The organism is Blautia sp. MB18-30 (assembly GCF_023669475.1).
Lineage (GTDB): Bacteria > Bacillota > Clostridia > Lachnospirales > Lachnospiraceae > Blautia_A > Blautia_A fusiformis.
Genome location: NZ_JAMOYY010000103.1, coordinates 1 through 599, shown reverse-complemented (window position 1 = coordinate 599; position 599 = coordinate 1). Strand labels below are relative to the sequence as shown.

1 protein-coding gene is annotated in these 599 nt (G+C 28.4%); it reads right to left on the bottom strand.

Annotation, left to right across the window (positions count from 1 at the left end; genetic code table 11):
• On the bottom strand, window positions 1-560 hold a 560-nt coding region (locus NCY57_RS16725; RefSeq protein ID WP_250789883.1), incomplete at its 3' end, for a DUF6337 family protein.
• Window positions 561-599: the final 39 nt, after the last annotated feature.

Here is a 599-nt window from a genome sequence, read left to right as displayed (position 1 = left end):
ATATCCGGATCATAAACACTCATTTCAACTAAATATACACCAAAAAATACCATAATTCCCACAAAAACAATTGTAATTCCAGCTTTTAGTGAAATTTTTATATCTCCATTTTTTAATCTCAATAAAATACTGGCTAAACATGGAATAAATACAATACCCTTTACAAATGTAAGTATATTTGGAATTAAACAAAGCAACCCTAGAAGAATGTTTTTTTTGGATATCTTAGCACATCCTAAATAATATGCTGTTGCAATCATCATAAATAGCCGAATATAAAAATTCAATCCAGCCGAATATTGATTTTGAAATTGTTCTTGTACAACATAGTACATCTTCGGAAATCCACCTGCTAAATAAATAAAATGAGTGACGGAGTACATTGCTGCAAACACACATATAATATTAAATCTCTTTTCATGTTTACTCATAAAAGTACTTTCACATGAACTTTTTAATTTAATACCATTAAATGACACTTTTTTCGCAAATCTACTTGCAACAAGATCTGTTAATAAAGCAATAACAATAAATACCGTTAATATCATCCAATATTCCATGGTTGCGGTTTCATATTTTAACCAAAGACATGCTATAAC